The following is a 17,029-nucleotide window of genomic DNA, read 5'->3' as shown; positions in this document are numbered from 1 at the left end:
AGTGTTGGGTGGTACTAAAGACGGAAGGGATATTTCTAGAAATTTATTAGATATGGGATACAAAGTAATAGTTACCGTTACCACTGAATATGGACAAGAATTATTAGGTAAAGAAGATAGAATGAAGGTTTATTGTTATAAATTAGAGGAATCAAGCTTTAAAGACATTGTGAATAAAGAAAAGATAAAAATAATAGTAGATGCTACTCATCCCTACGCCACAGAGATATCTAAACTTGCAATGAGTATTTCAAACCAGATGGACATACCCTATATGAGATTTGAAAGAAAGGGTATACATCATGGAGATGTTATAGAGGTAAATGACTTTGAAGAAGCAGTAGAATATTTGAAATATACTAAGGGCAATATTATGCTTACCACAGGTAGTAAAAATCTTGACATATTTGCTAAAAATCTTGAAAAAGAGAGACTCTATGCAAGGGTGCTTCCCACTTCCAATGTAATTGAAAGATGTGAAGGACTAGGCATCAATGCTGGACATATTATAGGAATACAGGGACCATTTGATAAAGAATTGAATAAATCTCTATTTAACCAATACAATATAGATTATATGGTAACTAAGGAGAGCGGCAATACAGGAGGGACTTCAGAAAAGATTCAAGGAGCTATAGAATTGGGAATAAAGGTAGTTTTAGTGAAGAGACCTAAGATTGTTTATAGAAATATATTTTGTGATTTAGATAAACTTATAAAGAAAATTAAAGAGGAGGTAAATTAAAATGGGAAAGGGATTATTGATAGTAGGACATGGAAGTAGGTCTTCGGATGCACAAAAGACATTTGAAAAAGTGGTGGATATGGTTAAAGAAATGGCTTCATATGAAATGGTAGCAGGGGCACATATGGAGATTTCAGAGCCTAATATACCTATGGTAGTAGGTGGCCTGGTAGAAAATGGTATAAAAAACATATTAGTAGTGCCTTATTTTTTATATGAGGGCATACACATCAAGGAAGATATACCAGAAATAATTGGTGAGTTGTCAGACAAATATAAAAATGTGACATTTAAAATGGGTAAGCCTATCGGAGCAGAACCTCTTTTAGCAGATATAATTTTAAAAAGAGCAGAAGAAATAGAATAATAGTTTGGAGGATTTTACATGGATATTTCAGTTATAGGGATAAACCATGATACAGCACCAACAGATGTGAGAGAGAAGGCAGCATTTACTAATTCTCAAAAAGTAGGATTACTAAATGATCTATTAGATTATGGGATAAGGGAAGCTGTAATTTTATCCACATGCAATAGGAGTGAGGTATATATAGCTTATAGAAATAAGGAATGTGCTCAACATATAAGCTATGTAAAGGAATACTACAAATCTAAAATCATGTTGGAAGGCTGCGAAAAATATTTATTTGTAAAGAAAGGTAAGGATGCAGCTAAGCATTTATTTGATGTTTCTGCTGGATTAAAGTCTGTAGTTATAGGGGAGGACCAGATTTTGGGTCAGGTTAAGGATGCTATTATGACATCAATGGAGATTGGAGCCAGTAAGAAAATATTAAATAAAATATTTAGAGAGGCTATAACTACAGCAAAGGGAATAAAACAAGGACTAAAGATATCAGAAAGACCATTGTCTGTAAGCTATATAGGAGTAAAATATTTAAAGGAAAAGATGAAGACATTACAAGGAAAAAAGGCATTGATGATTGGATTTGGAGAGATGGGAAAATTAGCACTAAATCATTTATTAGAAGAAGGCGTTGATAGTATATATATAGCCAATAGGAATATTGAAAAGGTTAAAAGTGCATTTCCAAACCATGATGTAATTAGATCTTTAGCCTTTAGTGATAGATATGATGTAATAAACGATGTGGATATGATAATATGTTCCACAGCATCTCCACATAAAGTAATCAAATATGAAGATATGCCATCTATTGATAAAGATATATATATATTAGACATGGCTATGCCCACAGATGTGGATATTAAAGTAGGAGAGATGGAAGGTGTATTTTTATACGATGTAGATGATTTGAAAGAAATATCTAAAAACAATATGAAGGAAAGAAAGAGACTTTGCAAACATGCAGAGGGAATTATATCGAAGGATATTAGAGGTTTCTATGATTGGATGAATAGTATAAAGGTAGATCCTGTAATAAAGGGAATTAATAATATGTGTAGAGAAGTGGAGTCGGATACATTGGATTATATAAATAGAAAAATAGAACTTAACTGTAGGGAGAAAAAGATTGTGGAAAAGATGTTATCTTCTGCATTAAAAAGAGTAGTAAGAAATCCAGTATTGAAACTTAAAGAAGAAAAAGATGAGCAAAAAGTAGAGAACTATATGGAGATGTTAGATGATTTGTTTGACTTAAGGATGGGGTGATAGGATGTTTTATCCTATAATGATAAATACTAAAAAATTTAATGTAGTTATATTTGGTGGGGGAGATGTGGGGTTTAGAAAAGCTAAAACATTTTTACAATATGACATGAATGTGAAGGTCATAAGTCCTAATATAGCTCCAAAATTTAAAGATATAATGGATAGAATTGAATATATACAAGATGTATTTAAGCCAGAATATATTAAAGAAAAAAGCATAGTGATTGGAGCAACATCCTCAAGGGAAATAAATCATGGTATATACCAAGAGTGTAATAGAAAAGGGATATTATGCAATATAGTAGACGATAAAGAAGAATCAGACTTCATAATACCTTCTACATTTAAACAGGGACCTATAGTTGTAGGGGTATCTACTGAAGGGAATAGTCCATATTTTGCAGCACAATTGAGAAGAGAGATAATGGAAATATGTAATGAAGATATGGTAGAGAGGGTAGAAGAAATGGGTAAGATAAGAAAAATAGTTATAAAAAAATGTGTGGACAATGAAAAAAGAAAGACTATTTTTAAGGAGTTAGCATATTTAAATTTACAGGAATTAAAGGATAGGAGAATAAAATATGAAAATTGTAGTAGGATCTAGGGGTAGTAGATTAGCTATTGCACAGACTAAATGGGTTATAAATGAAATAAAAGATCATTATCCAGATATAGAATTTGAAATAAAGGTAATAAAGACAAAGGGAGATAAGATATTAGACAAGGCGTTAGATAAAATTGGAGATAAGGGAATATTTGTAAAGGAAATTGAAGAGTGCTTGATAAATGGAGAAATAGATATGGCTATACACAGTATGAAGGACATGCCTACAGAATTGCCAGAAGGCCTTATGTTTACAGATCCACCCTGTCGCCAAGATCATAGGGATGTAATGGTATTTAGTAATGGTATTAAATCTTTAGATGAATTTCCCCATGGTGGGAGAATTGGAACTGGAAGCAAGAGAAGAAAGTATCAACTTTTGAAGTATAGACCTGACTTAAATATACTACCAATTAGAGGTAATGTTGATACAAGGCTTAGAAAATTAGACGAGGGTCAGTATGATGGAATAGTTTTGGCAGCGGCAGGTATGAAAAGATTGGGGTTAGAAGACAGAATCAGTTATTATTTGCCAGATGAAATAATGATTTCAGCACCTGCACAAGGGACTTTGGCCATAGAAATAAAACAGGGTAGAAGTGAATTGGAGAAAATTTTACAAGTCATAGGCGATGAAAAGACTGATATACAATCTAAGTGTGAAAGGGCATTTTTAAAAGCCGTAAATGGAGGTTGCCATATGCCTGTGGGAGCAATATGCAATATAGACGGGAATAAAATTACTTTAATGGGTATATTGGGTCCTGAGGATGGTTCTATATTAGTAAAAGATACTGTGGTGGGACAAGTAGGTAAAGAAAAGGAATTGGGACAAAGATTGGCCAATGGTATTATGGAGGTGATGGCCTGTGAAAAAGGGTAAAGTTTACCTTGTGGGAGCAGGACCTGGAGATTATAAATTGATTACATTTAGAGGTCTAGAAGCTATTAAAATGTGTGATGTAATAGTATATGACAGACTTTCCAGTCCTAGACTTTTAAAATGGGCAAAGGATGGATGTGAATTTATCTATGTAGGAAAAGAAGCAGGAAATCATACCATGAATCAGCAGGATATAAATAAATTATTAGCGGAAAAGGCCAAGTTAGGAAAAGATGTTGTACGTTTAAAGGGAGGAGACCCCTATGTATTTGGTAGAGGAGGAGAAGAGGGGGAATATCTATTTAATGAAGGCATAGAGTTTCAAGTAATCCCTGGGATAACTTCAGCCATAGGAGGACTGTGTTACGGGGGCATACCAATAACCAATAGGGGTTATAATACATCATTTCATGTAATAACTGGTCATTTGAAGGATGAAAGTAATGAATTGGATTTTAGTAATTTGGCAAAACTGGATGGAACATTGGTATTTCTCATGGGAATGAAAAACTTGGAAAAGATATGTAAAGGTTTAATCCAAAACCATAAGAAAATAGATACACCAGTGGCGGTGATTCACTGGGCAACCCATTCAAATCAGCAAGTAGTGACAGGTGATTTGTCTAATATAGTAGATGAAGTAAAAAAACATAATATCACATCCCCAAGTCTTATAGTTGTTGGAGATGTGGTAAGACTTAGGAGAGTATTGAATTTCCATGAAAGAAAACCTCTATTTGGAAAGAACATAATTATTACTAGGCCAGAGGCTCAAAATGAAAGTATTACAGATGCTATATTGGATTTGGGAGGTAACCCAATACCTATTCCATCTATAGAAATAAAGGATATTTGGCCAAATGCTCCATTGATGGAATCTATAGAAAATATGGGAGAGTATAGTTATATTATATTTACCAGTGTGAACGGGGTAAGGGTTTTTATGAAGGGATTATATGATAAAGGTTATGATTTAAGGAGATTAGGCAATACCAAGGTAGTTGCCATAGGTCCTGCCACAGCTAATGCCCTTAAGGAAAATGGGATAGTGCCTGATATAGTTCCTAAAAAATATATAGCTGAAGACATATATATGGAATTAGTAAAAGTATTAAATAGTGATGACAAGATATTAATTCCAAGGTCTAGAGATGCCAGACCATATCTGGTAGATGAATTGAGAAAGATATGTAAAGTAAAAGAGGTACATCTTTATTATACAGAAAGTGCAAAGAATAATAGGGAGATATTAATAAATACATTTAAGGAACAAGACATACATTATATAACCTTTACAAGTTCATCTACAGTAAAAGGAGTAATGGATTTATTAGGAGAAAAAAATGTGGAGTTATTAAATGATGTAAATACAGTGTCTATAGGTCCAGTAACTAGTAATACCATGAGGAAATTTGGCTTAAGGGTAGACTTAGAAGCCCATAGATATGATATGGCAGGAATAATAAAAGGCATTATAGTTAAGGAGGAAGTAACAGATGGAGTTGATAAATAGACCCAGAAGACTTAGAAAGAATAGCATGATAAGGGATATGGTTAGAGAAACAAGGTTAAATATAGAGGACCTCATATATCCTTTATTTGTAGTAGAAGGCAAAGGCATCAAAAAAGAAATCCCATCTTTAAAGGGAAATTACCATTTTTCTGTAGATATGCTTATCGAAGAAATTAAAGAGATAAGAGAATTGGGGATAAAGAGCATATTACTTTTTGGAGTACCAAATAATAAGGATAAATTTGGAAGTGAAGGATATAGTAAAGATGGTGTGGTACAAAGGGCATTAAGAACTATAAAGAGTAAATTTAATGACATATATGTAATAACAGATGTTTGTATGTGTCAGTACACAGATCATGGGCATTGTGGAATAATAAATGATACTGGATATGTTGAAAATGATTTGACATTGGAGTATTTAGCTAAAATAGCCATTAGTCATGCTAATGCTGGAGCGGATATGATTTCACCATCGGATATGATGGATGGAAGGGTAGGGTATATAAGAAAGGCCTTAGATAGAGAGGGATATACAGATGTACCTATTATGTCATATAGTGCCAAATATTCATCAAGTTTTTATGGGCCCTTTAGAGATGCAGCTAATTCGGCTCCATCATTTGGCGATAGAAAGACATACCAAATGGATAGTGCTAATAGTGATGAGGCTATGAGAGAGGTTGACTTAGATATACAAGAAGGGGCAGATATAGTAATGGTTAAACCAGCCTTATCGTATTTAGATATAATCAGAAGGGTTAAAGATAATAGAAATATACCCATAGCAGCATATAGTGTAAGTGGAGAGTATTCCATGATTAAGATGGCAGTAGAAAATGGACTATTAAGTGAAGATGTTATTTATGAATCCACATTATCTATAAAGAGGGCAGGAGCCAATATGATAATAACATATTTTGCCAAAGAATTGGCGGCCAAGATTAAGGAGTGAAAAAAATGAATTTAAAAAAATCTAAGGAAATTTATCAAGAGTCAAAAAAATATATACCTGGAGGAGTTAATAGTCCAGTGAGGGCATTTAATTCTGTGGGCATGAATCCCATATTTATAAATAGAGGTGAGGGAAGCAGGCTCTATGATGAGGATGGCAATGAGTATATAGATTTTATCTGTTCTTGGGGACCATTGATATTTGGTCATAGTAACAAAGACATACTTTCTGATATAGATACTGTAATAGGTAGAGGGACAAGTTATGGTATGCCTACAGCTATAGAACTTGAGATGGCAAAATTAATTACTGAGATTAGCCCATCGGTAGAAATGGTTAGAATGGTTAATTCGGGTACTGAGGCTACAATGAGTGCTATAAGACTTGCAAGGGGATATACAAAGAGAGATAAAATAGTAAAATTTGAAGGATGTTATCATGGACACTCTGATAGCTTATTGGTAAAGGCAGGGTCAGGGGCATTGACATTTTCTGTTCCTACAAGTCCTGGCGTAACAGAAGGTACATCTAAGGATACATTGGTATGCACTTATAATGATTTGGATTCAGTGAGAAAAGTTTTTGAAGAGATGGGAAATGATATAGCGGCAATTATAGTAGAACCTGTTGCAGGAAATATGGGGGTAGTACCTCCTATTAAGGGCTTTTTACAAGGACTTAGAGATATAACTAAGGAGTATGGTGCTTTACTTATATTTGACGAAGTTATAACTGGATTCAGGCTTTCTGCTGGTGGTGCTCAACAATATTATGGGGTTAATAGTGATCTGACCTGTTATGGAAAGATTATAGGTGGCGGATTACCAGTGGGAGCATATGGAGGAAAAAGAGAGATTATGAATATGGTTTCTCCTACAGGCCCTGTTTATCAAGCAGGAACTTTATCTGGAAATCCATTGGCAATGTATATGGGGTATAAGACATTGAAAAATCTTAAAGGTAAAAATGATGTATATAAGTCCTTGGAGAAAAAGGCTATTTATTTAGAAAAAGGATTAAATGAAATAATAGATAAATTAAAGTTAGACGCTACAGTAAACAGGGCTGGTGGAATGATATCTATGTTTTTTGCTAGAGGTCCTATAGAAAAATATGTAGATGTTATGAAATGTGATACAGAAAAATATGCTGTATTTTTTAGAGAAATGGTATCTAGGGGGGTATTATTGGCACCTTCTCAGTTTGAGGGTATATTTATATCACAAGCCCATAGTTTTGAAGATCTAGATAATATGTTAAAAGCTGCACATGAATCATTAAGTGTAGTTAAAGATAGTTGAGAAAGGGGTAGATAGTATGGGAAGTAGTAAAAAGTTAAAAGCATTATTAATATTTGTATTGGTGCTTATGACACCTAAGATATCCTTAGCAATGCATATTATGGAAGGATATCTATCTCCAAAATGGGCTATGTTTTGGGCCATTGTAGCCATACCTTTTGTTATTAAAGGTATGATGAATATCAATAAGATAGTTAATAAGGAACCAAAAAAGAAGATGTTACTGGCATTGGTAGGGGCATTTGTATTTATATTGTCGGCTCTCAAGATTCCATCAGTAACTGGTAGTTGTTCACATCCAACGGGTGTTGGATTGGGTGCCATATTATTTGGTCCTGCTGTGATGAGTTTTTTAGGGGTAATAGTTTTATTGTTTCAAGCACTACTTTTGGCCCATGGAGGAATAACCACTTTAGGAGCTAATACTTTTTCAATGGCTATAGTTGGACCAATAGTAGCATATGGGATATTTAAGATTATGTCTAAAAGAGGTATTAAAAAAGACTATTGTGTATTTTTAGCAGCAGCATTGGGAGATTTAGTAACTTATATGGTGACATCTACTCAGTTGGCCATGGCATATCCTGATCCTAATTTGGGTATAATGGCATCATTGGGTAAGTTTATGTCAATATTTGCAGTTACACAAATACCTCTAGCTATTGCTGAGGGTATAATTACAGTGATAGTTTATAATTTAATAGTTGAATATAATAAAGAAGGGGGAGACTTAATTGAAAACCTTCAATAAAAACATGATTTTATTAATAGTTTTAGCTGTAATAATTATTCTTCCTTTATTTATAAAGGCAGGGGCTGAATTTGGTGGAGCAGATGGCATGGCAGAAGAAGCTATAACTGAGATAGTACCAGAATACGAACCATGGTTTGAACCTCTTTGGGAGCCACCAAGTGGAGAGATAGAAAGTCTATTATTTTCTCTACAAGCTGCTCTTGGAGCAGGCATAATAGCATATTATTTTGGATATATGAAGGGAAAAAAGGATAACAAAAATGCTTATAATAGATAAATATAGTTATACTAATGGGTTAAAGGACTATAATCCAATGGCAAAATTTTATTTTGCCATTGGACTAATGATATTAGCAATGATTGTAAATAAAAAGGTTTTATATGGAATGGTATTTATATTGAACTTTATAATTATAACTACTATAGCTAAGATATCTATTAAAAGATATTTTAGGATATTATTGATACCAATATCTTTTTTGATTATGGGCAGTATTCCATTATTGGTATCATTATCTAAAGATAGTAATAATTTTATTTTAGTGACAAATGTTTGGAATATTTATGTAGGGGTAACAAGACAGGGAATTAATGACACTGTTATATTGTTACTAAGGGCGTTGTCTTCTATTTCCTGTACATTTTTTTTGATTTTAACTACTCCAATGAATGACTTGATATATATTTTTAGAAGGCATAGAGTTCCTACTATAGCAATAGAAATGATGGTGTTGATATATAGATTTATATTTATATTGTTAGATGAAGCCAATAATATAATTGTTGCACAGAAGTTAAAATTAGGATATATGGATATAAAAAAGGGATATAACTCTCTATCGGCACTTATTGCCTCATTATTTATAAGGGTAATGGATAGATATAAATCATTACAATATAGCTTGGATGCACGGGGATTTGATAGAGAATTTCATATGTAGGTGATAATAATGATAAAAACAAAGGGAGTATACTATACCTATGAAGATGGTACAGTAGCTTTAAAGGATATAAACTTAGATATAACAAATTACAATATTGTAGGAATAGTTGGAGCAAATGGCTCAGGAAAAACTACTCTTTTTTTTAATCTTATGGGACTTTTAAGGCCACGTACAGGTAAGATTTTCTTGGGAAATAAAGAGATGAAGTATAGTAGAAAGGCATTAATAGAAGTCAGAAAAAAAATAGGAATAGTGTTTCAAGACCCAGACAAACAAATTTTTTATTCAAAGGTATATGATGATGTTGCATTTGGCCCAAGGAATTTAGATATTGAAGAAACAGAAGTAAACAAAAGGGTGGAAAAGGCTCTAGCTATGGTTGGAATGGAAAAGTTTAAAGAAAAACCTGTGCATTTTTTGAGTCATGGACAAAAAAAGAGGGTAGCTATAGCTGGTACACTGGCTATGGAAAATGACATAATATTGTTTGATGAGCCTACAGCAGGGTTAGATCCAGTAAGTACAACAAAAATAGTTGAAATAATAATGGAATTGGCTAAAAGTAATAAAAAAATAGTTATATCAAGTCATGATATGGATATGATATATGAGTTATGTGAATATATATATGTAATGTCTAGTGGACAGATAATAGGAGAAGGTAGTCCACAGGAAGTGTTTATGAAAGAAGGCATAATAGAAAAGGCTATGCTAAAGGAACCTTGGATGATTAAGCTCCATAAAAAATTAGGTATACCCCTTTATAAAAGAGAGAGTGAATTATTTGAGAAATATGGAAGGATTGATAAAAAATAAATTTGTATAATTTAATTTATATTGGAATTATTATATTAATTATAATTTTAGACCAAGGTTCAAAACATATCATATCTTCTAGATACAATCTAGGAGATAATATAAAAGTATATAGAAATTTATTATTTATAAGGGTAGTTAAAAATACAGGGGCAGCATTTAGTATATTGAAGGGCAGACAGAGATTGATAAAGTCTCTAACTATATTGTCTATAATATTACTGACATATTATATATATATTTCCTTTCAATATGATGGATTGATATGGATTAAGATAGGGCTATCATTTATATTGGGAGGGTCATTAGGAAATTTAATAGATAGAATAAGAGACAATGGAGTTTTAGATTTTATATATATCAAATTAAAGGGTTGGCCCATTTTTAATATAGCAGATATATTTATATTTTTAGGTACTATTATCGTATTGGTAGGATAAAATAAGTTATTAGTTTCTAGCTTTTAGTTCTTAGGAAATAATATAGAAAAATAACCAGGAAGATTAATCTTCCTGGTTATTTTGCATTTGGGATAGAAATGCCATGGCCATTTCTAAACCTTTAACTAATTCTGTTTTTATGAGTTCCATATTTTTTTCTTCAGTACCTTCTTTTACTGTAATGCGACAAATATTTTTACCTATTTCTAATTTTATAAAATTGTCTTTAAGTATAGATTTGCAACCATCCTTTATCATAGTACGGTTTTTTTTGTCTTGTAGATAATTTTCAAATTGATTATTGACAGATACTAAAATTCGTTTTTCATCATCTAGTTTAATATATTTTACAAACTGTCCTAACATATCCATTTTTAAATCCTCCCTTTATAAAATATTCATCAAATATTATAACATGAAAAACAAAAAATATATGATATTATTTTAATTAGATATATTAATTTTAAAGGGGGTCTATTATAAATGCTAGAAATTATGTTTTGTGGTACTAAGGTAATAGTATTAAAAGGAGATATAACTAAGGAAGATACTGAGGCCATAGTAAACGCTGCCAATAGTTCTCTATTAGGTGGTGGAGGTGTGGATGGTGCCATACATAGGTCTGGAGGGCCTAAAATTCTTGAACAGTGCAAAGAAATAAGAAAAACAAAGGGTACATGTTCCACTGGTGAAGCTGTTATTACTACAGGTGGTAATTTAAACGCCAAATATGTAATACATACAGTAGGACCAATATGGCAAGGAGGAAATAAAAATGAACCTCAACTCTTACAAAATGCATATAGAAATAGTTTGAACTTAGCATATAGTGAGGGTATAAAAAGTATATCTTTTCCTTCTATAAGCACAGGTGTATATGGATATCCAATAGAAAAGGCTTCAATTATAGCTCTTGAAACTACAAAGGATATCATATCTAAAAAAGATTTCGATGAGATAAGATTTATACTTTTTAGTGAAAAGGATTATAAGACATATATAGATACTCTAAAAAATATTTTTGAAAAAAATTCATAAAATGACAAATTATTCATTATTAGACCACTAACTTTGTTTTCAATAATTTAACTATCCATTAAAAAAATGGATAGTTTTTTCAATTATATTTTTTATAGTAAAGGAAACAATAATAAAGGATTAAAAATAGAAAGGAGAATTGCCTGTGACATTACAAAACAAATTAAACCTTAATCAATTAAATGAATTGGAAGCACAAAATTTAAGGGAAATCATTGGAAGCCATCAAAATATGGTAGCAAAATTCAATGATTATGCACAAAGATGTCAGGATGGACAAATAAAACAAATGTTCCAGCAAGCAGCTCAAGAAGCCCAAACTACTGCACAAAATTTAACTGATTCCCTTTAATGGGTATTAATTTATAAGGAGGGTAAAATTTATAATGAATGAAAAGCAAATAGTAAATGATGTACTTTCTATGACTAAATCCAGTATGGATGCTTACACAAAGGCAATAGGTTGTTCATCTAATCCACAACTTAGGGGAGCATTACAACAGCTAAGGGATGAAGCTGAGCAGTTCCATTATGATTTATATAAAATAGCAGAACAAAAAGGATATTATAATACAGCTAAGACAATAAATCAACAAGATAGACAGCAATTAAAATCTCAATTAAGTCAAGGAAATATGAAATAAGAACTTAGGGGCCAATAATATGGTCCCTTTATTTTTTTGAAAAAAAAACAAACAGATGTTCTTTATTATATGTTATACTATAATATTGTTAGGGGGTATATAAAATGAAAAAAAGATTAAACATTGATAAGATTCAGGACAAGCTAGCAGTAGAGATGTGGGGAGATATAAAATATAAATATAAAATAAATGATTCAATAACTATATATAATTGTGAAGATTATAATGGATATATATTTAATGATATAGGAAAAAAAATAGATAAGGGACTAATAAATAAGTTAAATCCCATGGTTATAATAGAAAAATATAGTTTTAATAAGAATATTTATTATATAGAAAGAACTGATAATAACGAGAGAATACCTGAAGAATTACAAAAGAAGTACAATAGTAAAAGATACGATGAGAGAATAAGGATATATGGTCTATGTGACGAGTCTATGTCATTGTTGGAATACTATCATCCAGAGGTGTTAACTGTGTTGTATAAAGAGTCCATAGATAATATATCTTCAACTTATAAATCCATAAGTGGCTATAGGAATAGAAAGAAAAAAGATAATTTTAGATATATATATCAAAATGCACCAGAGTTTGTGAAAAAAAAGGATAGAAAAAGGGCAAAATCTATGTTAAGGGAACAAAAGGAAGATTCCATAAATAATAACCCAGATAATCTTAAAGAGATTATAGAAGATAGGTATGAACAAATTATTGAAATTTTAAGCTGAAAGAAATAGTATAAATAGATTTTTTTTGATAATATATATTATGTGGTTTTATTTAGCTGAAGATTTGTACAAAGGAGTGAAACATATAGTGAATAATTATGGGTTTATCAAAGTGGCTGCGGCATCTCCAAAATTAAAAGTAGGCAATACGAGATATAATGTAGACCAGATAATAGAGGCTTGTAAGCAAGGAAAAGAGGCTAATATATTAGTGTTTCCAGAGCTTTGTGTAACAGGGTATACATGTGGGGATTTGTTTAGTCAAAATACATTATTAGATAGAGCATTGATAGAATTAAAAAGATTAATGAATAGTACAACAGATCAAGATACTTTAATATTTGTGGGGTTACCTATTAATGTAAAAGATGATTTGTACAATTGTGCAGTGGCAATACAAAGAGGTAAGATTAGAGGAATAGTTCCCAAAATATATACAGCAAACTATAATGAATTTTATGAAAAAAGATGGTTTGCCAGTGGAATAAATATAATGGATGAAATTAAGGAAGTAGAAGTATTTGGAGAAAAATATCCCTTTGGAAATATAATATTTAAGAATAAAGAAATGGGATATGGTGTTGCAGCAGATATTTGTGAGGATCTGTGGGCGCCTATACCAAGGAGTAGTTATTTAACTTTGAATGGAGCCAATATAATAGTGAATTTATCAGCTAGTAATGAATTAGTTGGCAAATCTGATTATAGAAGACAATTGATAAGACAGTTTAGTGCAAGTTCTCTATGTGGTTATGTATATAGTTCTGCAGGTGTATATGAATCTACTACCGATACAGTTTTTGGAGGGGATTGTATAATCTGTGAGAATGGGGAACAAATTAACACTTCTAACAGATTCAGTAGAAAAAATGAGATTATATTTGCTGATTTGGATGTAAATAGATTATCTTTTGAAAGAAGGGTTAACAGGACTTTTTCTGATGGTCAGAGATTTAATCAAAATAATAACTATACTGTAGTAGACATTGAAGAACAAAGCCATATAGATATGGACAGAGTAAATAGGAATATATCTCCTACACCATTTGTACCATCTAACCATGTACAAATAAATGAAAGATGTAAAGAAATATTTAATATACAAGTTTCAGGATTGGCAAAGAGATTGGAACATATAGGCATGGAAAGGGCAGTGATAGGGGTATCAGGAGGATTAGATTCTACATTGGCACTATTAGTAGTATATCAAACCTTTAATTTATTAGATATACCTATGGAAAATGTCATAGCAGTAACTATGCCAGGGTTTGGAACTACAGATAATACATACAATAATGCAGTTGGTCTTATAAAATCACTGGGAATGACATTTAAAGAAATAGATATAAAAGATGCCTGCTTGCAGCATTTTAAAGATATAGGACATGATCCAGATATACATGATGTAACATATGAAAACGTACAGGCCAGAGAAAGGACACAAATACTTATGGATTTAGCCAATAAGTCAAATGGTTTGGTTATAGGAACTGGAGATTTATCAGAACTAGCATTGGGATGGGCAACCTATAATGGAGATCATATGTCTATGTATTCAGTAAATTGTAGTATACCAAAGACATTAGTTAAATTTTTAGTACAATGGGTAGCAGATAATAATATAGACGAGGAAACTAGAAAGATATTATATAGTATTATTAATACTCCTATAAGTCCTGAACTGTTGCCTCCCGATAAAGAGGGAAAAATAGCCCAGAAGACAGAAAGTATAATTGGCCCTTATGAATTGCATGATTTCTTTTTATATTATACTATTCGACAAGGCACAGAGCCTAAAAAGCTTATGATAATGGCAGAGAGGGCCTTTGGTAACAAATACTCATTGGAAAATATAAAAAAATACTTAAAGATGTTTTATAAACGATTTTTCACTCAGCAGTTTAAAAGGTCATGTTTACCCGATGGTCCAAAGGTTGGTACAGTAAGTCTTTCTCCTAGAGGAGACTGGAGAATGCCTTCAGATGCAGATTATCAGATATGGATAGACCAATTAGATTAGAAAAAATAACCTTATATAAGGTTATTTTTTTTATTCAGTTTTAATTATAATAGAGGATTTTGTAGAAATATAGCGAAAATAAATAAAAGGAATAAAATTCAGAAAAGTCACAAAAGAAAAATGATTAAGGGGGAATTATGATGAAAAAGTTAACTAGACCTGTATGGGCCGAGATTGATTTGGATAGGCTTATCTACAATTATAAAGAGATCAGAAAGCTATTAAAAAAGGAAACAGAACTAATGGCAATAGTAAAGGCTGATGCCTATGAGCATGGAGCTATTCAAATAGTAAAGACATTGGCTAAAGAAGGAGTTAGAAGATATGGTGTGGCCCACCTCTCAGAGGCATTGCATATAAGAAAATATGTAGAGGATGTAGATATACTTATAATGGGATATACTCCAGAGTATCTAGCGGAAAAGGCTATAAAAAACAACATAACATTGACAGTATATACGTATGATCAGGCTAAGTTTTTTTCAGAAGTGGCTATGGCAACAAATAATAAGGTTAAACTACATATAAAGATTGAGACAGGGATGAATAGGCTAGGATTCATGCCTAATAGTGAAAATATAAAGATCATTAAAGATATTTTTAACATGAAGAATGTAGAGGTAGAAGGGATATTTACACATTTTCCAGCAGCAGACGATGACAGAGAATATACTTTAAAACAAGTTGAAAAATTTAATCATGTCTGTAAAGGGTTACAAGAACTTAATATAGATATTCCATTAAAACATGTGTGCAATAGTGCAGCTATAATGAATTTTCCAGAGTTAAATTATAATATGGTAAGGGCAGGAATAATATTATATGGAGTATATCCCTATCCTGAAGCAGATAGAGAGGTATTGAAGCTAAAAAATATTTTGACAATAAAGGCACAGATATCCTATGTGAAAGAAGTGGACAAAGGTGAAAAATTAAGCTATGGATTAACATATGAGACAAAGAAAAAGTCTGAGATAGCTACAGTGCCCATAGGATATGCAGATGGTTTTAGTAGGTTGCTTAGTAATAAAGGTAGTTGTATTGTTAAAAATACCATAGTTCCTATAGTAGGAAGATTGTGTATGGATCAATGCATGGTAGATGTTACTGGATTAGATGTAAATAGAGGTGATGAGGTTGTACTTATGGGAAGTAAAGGTAAAAAAGAAATAACTATAGAGGAGATAGCAAATAAAATAGGCAATATACCAGCAGCTGTATTGTGTATGTTAAATAAGAGGATCCCCAGAGTTTATGTAAAAGACAATGAGATATATAATGTTACAGATTATTTATTAGATCTATAGATAGGATTAAGGCATGGTTATTATTACCATGCTTTCTTTATTTTGAATAATTTGATATGATATTATAGAAAATTTGAATTAAAAGAAACTACAGATGGAGGTAATATTTTTGACAAAAAGACTAAATACTTTATGTATATTTTGTGGATCTAGTTTTGGCAGAATACCTGAATACAGAGAGATAGCAAGGGAGTTAGGAAAATATTTAGTTTCAAAGGATATAAAGCTAGTTTATGGAGGTGGAAATGTTGGTCTAATGGGAGAATTGGCCAGGAGTATAATGGATAATGGAGGACATGCCATAGGGGTGATACCTAAAAGATTGTATGAGAAAGTTGAACATGTATCACTGTCTAAATTACATATAGTAGATGATATGCACCAGAGAAAATCTAAAATGTATGAACTGTCTGATGGCTTCATAGCATTACCTGGAGGGATAGGTACCATAGAAGAACTAACAGAGGTGTTCACTTGGCATCAGTTGGGATATCATAATAAGCCTGTAGGCATACTTAATATAAACAATTATTTTGATAATTACATAAAATTGTTGAGTCATATGGTAAAAGAAAAGTTTTTAAAAGAAGAACATAAAAATATAATTATTCATGATGAAAATCCATATACATTAATAGAAAAAATGGAATCTTTTAAACCAGTAAAAATAGAAAAATGGATTAAAGATTAAA

At 31.7% G+C, this 17,029-nt stretch carries 21 protein-coding genes; 20 read left to right on the top strand and 1 reads right to left on the bottom strand.

Annotation, left to right across the window (positions count from 1 at the left end):
* The first annotated feature begins 1 nt into the window (after position 1).
* Genes Q326_RS0106115 through lspA form a run of 13 tightly spaced genes read left to right on the top strand, consistent with a single transcriptional unit; the run spans position 2 to position 10,594 of the window.
* A complete protein-coding gene (locus Q326_RS0106115; RefSeq protein ID WP_245592064.1) occupies positions 2–745 on the top strand; it encodes a cobalt-precorrin-6A reductase in 744 nt (247 codons plus the stop codon).
* Position 746: 1 nt separating this feature from the next.
* Positions 747–1,112: a sirohydrochlorin chelatase gene (locus Q326_RS0106110; RefSeq protein WP_026894565.1), complete on the top strand. Its 366-nt coding sequence runs from the start codon at positions 747–749 to the stop codon at positions 1,110–1,112.
* Positions 1,113–1,130: 18 nt separating this feature from the next.
* Complete coding sequence (gene hemA / locus Q326_RS0106105; protein ID WP_026894564.1) at positions 1,131–2,381, top strand: glutamyl-tRNA reductase; 1,251 nt, start codon at positions 1,131–1,133, stop codon at positions 2,379–2,381.
* Between the two features lie 4 nt (positions 2,382–2,385).
* A complete protein-coding gene (locus Q326_RS0106100; protein WP_026894563.1) occupies positions 2,386–2,988 on the top strand; it encodes a precorrin-2 dehydrogenase/sirohydrochlorin ferrochelatase family protein in 603 nt (200 codons plus the stop codon).
* The gene (hemC, locus tag Q326_RS0106095; protein ID WP_026894562.1) at positions 2,966–3,871 is read left to right on the top strand and encodes a hydroxymethylbilane synthase; all 906 of its coding nucleotides are present in this window, start codon (positions 2,966–2,968) and stop codon (positions 3,869–3,871) included. The genes Q326_RS0106100 and hemC overlap by 23 nt, the downstream gene beginning before the upstream one ends.
* A complete protein-coding gene (gene cobA, locus Q326_RS0106090) occupies positions 3,858–5,384 on the top strand; it encodes a uroporphyrinogen-III C-methyltransferase (protein WP_026894561.1) in 1,527 nt (508 codons plus the stop codon). The genes hemC and cobA overlap by 14 nt, the downstream gene beginning before the upstream one ends.
* Positions 5,368–6,339, top strand: a complete 972-nt coding sequence (hemB, locus tag Q326_RS0106085; protein WP_034601365.1) for a porphobilinogen synthase — start codon at positions 5,368–5,370, stop codon at positions 6,337–6,339. Before cobA ends, hemB begins: the two co-directional genes overlap by 17 nt.
* Positions 6,340–6,344: 5 nt before the next feature.
* Positions 6,345–7,640 carry a glutamate-1-semialdehyde 2,1-aminomutase gene (gene hemL, locus Q326_RS0106080; protein WP_034601362.1) on the top strand — a complete coding sequence of 432 codons (1,296 nt, stop codon included), beginning with the start codon at positions 6,345–6,347 and terminating at the stop codon, positions 7,638–7,640.
* 16 nt (positions 7,641–7,656) lie between these two features.
* Positions 7,657–8,391, top strand: coding sequence for an energy-coupling factor ABC transporter permease (locus tag Q326_RS0106075; RefSeq protein WP_026894558.1), 735 nt, complete (start codon positions 7,657–7,659; stop codon positions 8,389–8,391).
* The gene (locus Q326_RS0106070) at positions 8,375–8,671 is read left to right on the top strand and encodes an energy-coupling factor ABC transporter substrate-binding protein (protein ID WP_026894557.1); all 297 of its coding nucleotides are present in this window, start codon (positions 8,375–8,377) and stop codon (positions 8,669–8,671) included. Before Q326_RS0106075 ends, Q326_RS0106070 begins: the two co-directional genes overlap by 17 nt.
* The gene (gene cbiQ / locus Q326_RS0106065; protein WP_026894556.1) at positions 8,655–9,335 is read left to right on the top strand and encodes a cobalt ECF transporter T component CbiQ; all 681 of its coding nucleotides are present in this window, start codon (positions 8,655–8,657) and stop codon (positions 9,333–9,335) included. The genes Q326_RS0106070 and cbiQ overlap by 17 nt, the downstream gene beginning before the upstream one ends.
* Positions 9,336–9,344: 9 nt before the next feature.
* A complete protein-coding gene (locus Q326_RS0106060) occupies positions 9,345–10,154 on the top strand; it encodes an energy-coupling factor ABC transporter ATP-binding protein (RefSeq protein WP_026894555.1) in 810 nt (269 codons plus the stop codon).
* Between the two features lie 2 nt (positions 10,155–10,156).
* Positions 10,157–10,594 carry a signal peptidase II gene (gene lspA / locus Q326_RS0106055; protein ID WP_034601359.1) on the top strand — a complete coding sequence of 146 codons (438 nt, stop codon included), beginning with the start codon at positions 10,157–10,159 and terminating at the stop codon, positions 10,592–10,594.
* 63 nt (positions 10,595–10,657) lie between these two features.
* On the opposite strand, the gene Q326_RS0106050 is transcribed toward lspA, so the two are convergent.
* Positions 10,658–10,966, bottom strand: coding sequence for a hypothetical protein (locus Q326_RS0106050; protein ID WP_026894553.1), 309 nt, complete (start codon positions 10,964–10,966; stop codon positions 10,658–10,660).
* 111 nt (positions 10,967–11,077) lie between these two features.
* On the opposite strand from Q326_RS0106050, the gene Q326_RS0106045 reads away from it, so the two are divergent.
* From Q326_RS0106045 to Q326_RS0106015, 7 genes are all read left to right on the top strand, one after another.
* Positions 11,078–11,632 (top strand): O-acetyl-ADP-ribose deacetylase, encoded by a 555-nt coding sequence (locus tag Q326_RS0106045; protein ID WP_026894552.1) that lies wholly within the window; start codon positions 11,078–11,080, stop codon positions 11,630–11,632.
* Positions 11,633–11,777: 145 nt separating this feature from the next.
* Positions 11,778–11,984, top strand: a complete 207-nt coding sequence (locus Q326_RS0106040) for a hypothetical protein (protein WP_026894551.1) — start codon at positions 11,778–11,780, stop codon at positions 11,982–11,984.
* A 34-nt stretch (positions 11,985–12,018) separates the two neighbouring features.
* Positions 12,019–12,276 (top strand): spore coat protein, encoded by a 258-nt coding sequence (locus Q326_RS0106035; RefSeq protein WP_026894550.1) that lies wholly within the window; start codon positions 12,019–12,021, stop codon positions 12,274–12,276.
* A 104-nt stretch (positions 12,277–12,380) separates the two neighbouring features.
* A complete protein-coding gene (locus tag Q326_RS0106030; protein ID WP_026894549.1) occupies positions 12,381–13,010 on the top strand; it encodes a hypothetical protein in 630 nt (209 codons plus the stop codon).
* Between the two features lie 88 nt (positions 13,011–13,098).
* Positions 13,099–15,030: an NAD(+) synthase gene (locus Q326_RS0106025; protein WP_250160313.1), complete on the top strand. Its 1,932-nt coding sequence runs from the start codon at positions 13,099–13,101 to the stop codon at positions 15,028–15,030.
* Positions 15,031–15,170: 140 nt separating this feature from the next.
* Positions 15,171–16,337 (top strand): alanine racemase, encoded by a 1,167-nt coding sequence (alr, locus tag Q326_RS0106020; protein WP_026894547.1) that lies wholly within the window; start codon positions 15,171–15,173, stop codon positions 16,335–16,337.
* Positions 16,338–16,446: 109 nt separating this feature from the next.
* On the top strand, positions 16,447–17,028 hold the full coding sequence (locus tag Q326_RS0106015; protein ID WP_205687649.1) for an LOG family protein: 582 nt from the start codon (positions 16,447–16,449) through the stop codon (positions 17,026–17,028).
* The last annotated feature ends 1 nt before the right edge of the window (position 17,029 follow it).

Source organism: Clostridiisalibacter paucivorans DSM 22131 (genome assembly GCF_000620125.1).
GTDB lineage: Bacteria > Bacillota > Clostridia > Tissierellales > Clostridiisalibacteraceae > Clostridiisalibacter > Clostridiisalibacter paucivorans.
Note: the sequence above shows the minus strand (reverse complement) of the source record. Positions and strands in the feature narration are given on the sequence as shown.